A 2,374-nucleotide genomic window follows, 5' to 3' on the forward strand; every position below is an offset into this window, starting at 1 on the left:
AACCCGTTGTGCTATTGAAATGTTAATAAAAAATGTTAATAAAAAAATAAAAAAGTTGTGCATACTATATTGATATTCAATACATAGATGAAAAAATATTTAACCACAAATCTTTTTTCATCTATGCACAACTTGAAATCAAATTACGACAAATTTTTTCATCTGATTGAAAAAAATTTTTCAACCATGTTTGTAACTCCGGGGAATTTCAAATTTTATCCCAACGCCCCTAAAATGTCAGACGCTTCTCTCATTGCACTCACTCTTTCTGCAGAAGCCACTGGCATTGACAGTGAAAATTATTTCTGGCACAAACTAAAGTCCGAACATCAGCAGGATTTTCCAACTCTCATTGAGCGTTCGCGATTTAATCGCAGAAGAAAAATTTTGGCTCCCTTCATTCAATTAATCAATGAACGACTGGCCGCTTTGATGAATGAGGGCGAAAATTTTTTTCTGGTGGATTCCATTCCCATTCCCGTTTGTCAAAAAGCAAGAGCATCCAGAAGCAAAATATGCAAAGAACAATTTGAAACCTCACCGGATATGGGGTTTTCTGCTGTGAGCGACTCGTATTATTACGGCTATAAACTTCACCTCGTTACCTCTATCAAAGGTATTTTTCAAAGCATGGATATGACCAAAGCCAGCATGCATGATGTGAAATATCTTTCCGATATAAAATATTCTTCACTCAATAATTGTACGCTCATTGCCGATAAGGGATATTTGTCCGCAGAATATCAAGCGGATTTATTCTCTTGCTGCAACATCCGGCTGAAAACTCCTCAAAGAACGAATCAAAAAAATTTCAGACCTTTTCCCGCTGTATTCAAACGCTGCCGAAAACGAATTGAAACACTCTTTTCGCAACTCTGCGACCAAATGATGCTCAAGCGAAATTATGCCAAATCTTTTGTCGGTGCTGCCATCAGAATCTTATCTAAAATAACGGCTGTTACTTTCTTGCAATTTTTGAATTTTATAAATCACAAACCTTTGAATCATCTTAAATATGCTTTATGCTCTTAATTTCAATAGCACAACGGGTAATTATTATTCAATTATTTAAAACAGTTCCAGGTTTCACGCATTAAAATTAACAAGGAAGAGTTAATTGAAATCTGAACAAGGAAAAAAATGAATCGATAGAAGGATTTGGTTTGCAGTTAAAAAATGCAAATCAATAACTACTTTGAAAGCATTGAAGATCCTCGAATTGATAGGAAAAAACTTCATAGCTTAAATACAATTTTCAGTTTATCAATAATTGCCGTTTTATGCGGAATAAAAAGTTGGGAACAAATTGCCATGTTCGGTCGATTGCGTCAGAAAGAATTGTCTGATATTATTGATTTTAAAAATGGGGTTCCCTCCCATGATACTATTGAACGCGTTTATAGTATTATAAAGCCTGAGGCTTTTCACTCTTGTTTTGTGGCTTGGACAAAGGCATTACAAGAAAACAAAAAAGGATTAATATCTATTGATGGGAAAGTTTCACGAAACAGTAATGACAAGTACAAAAATATAGCTCCGCTTTATTTGGTAAATGCATGGGCGAGCAAAAATAAACTGGTACTTGGACAATTTAAAACAGACGGCAAAGGTCATGAAATAGCAGGAATAAAAGCATTACTTGAAATTTTAGATCTTAAAAACAGTATTGTATCTATAGATGCCATTGGATGTCAAAAAGAAATAGTTTCACAGGTAGTTGAAAAAGGAGCCGATTACATTATTGCTGTCAAGGACAATCAAGAGCGATTAAGGGAAGACTTAACCAGCAGTTTTGCCATTATAAAACCAGAGAGTATCGATAAGCAAACAGAAAAAAACAGTGGCAGAGTAGAATCCAGGAAATGTAGTGTAATAACCAATTTAAAAATGGTAGAAAAAAAATCGGACTGGAAAGGGCTAAAGTCTATTATACAAATAGACTCCGCACGATTTATCAACCAGCAAGAACAAACAGAAACCCGATATTACATAAGTTCTTTAAATAAATCATCCGAAGAGTTCAATGCATTAATACGCAGTCATTGGGGAATAGAAAATTCTTTACATTGGATATTAGATGTTAACTTCGATGAAGACAAGAGTAGAAAGAGAAAAGGGTATACCGCTCAGAATTTTTCTCTCACAAATAAAATAGCAATTAATCTATTGAACCAAGAAACCAAATCCAAACTATCAATGACACATAAAAAGCTTAGAGCAGCTTATGATACCACATACCTGAAAACACTTTTAAATTTTAATGCGTGAAACCTGAAAACAGTTCATTCAAAAAGAAGAAAAACCAAGGACAAAAATCGGATTCAGAAGAGGCAACGAAGAATAAATCATTTTTATGCAAAAACTTTCCATCATC

Annotated in this window: 2 protein-coding genes; both read left to right on the plus strand. The window is 34.2% G+C overall.

What is annotated here, in order from left to right; translation table 11 throughout:
- The first annotated feature begins 123 nt into the window (after positions 1 to 123).
- A complete protein-coding gene (locus tag VI621_RS11930) occupies positions 124 to 1,032 on the plus strand; it encodes an IS982 family transposase (protein ID WP_422653653.1) in 909 nt (302 codons plus the stop codon).
- A 144-nt stretch (positions 1,033 to 1,176) separates the two neighbouring features.
- Complete coding sequence (locus tag VI621_RS11935; RefSeq protein WP_324218622.1) at positions 1,177 to 2,268, plus strand: ISAs1 family transposase; 1,092 nt, start codon at positions 1,177 to 1,179, stop codon at positions 2,266 to 2,268.
- The last annotated feature ends 106 nt before the right edge of the window (positions 2,269 to 2,374 follow it).

Source organism: Flavobacterium sp., assembly GCF_035292545.1.
In the GTDB taxonomy this organism is placed as follows: domain Bacteria; phylum Bacteroidota; class Bacteroidia; order Flavobacteriales; family Flavobacteriaceae; genus Flavobacterium.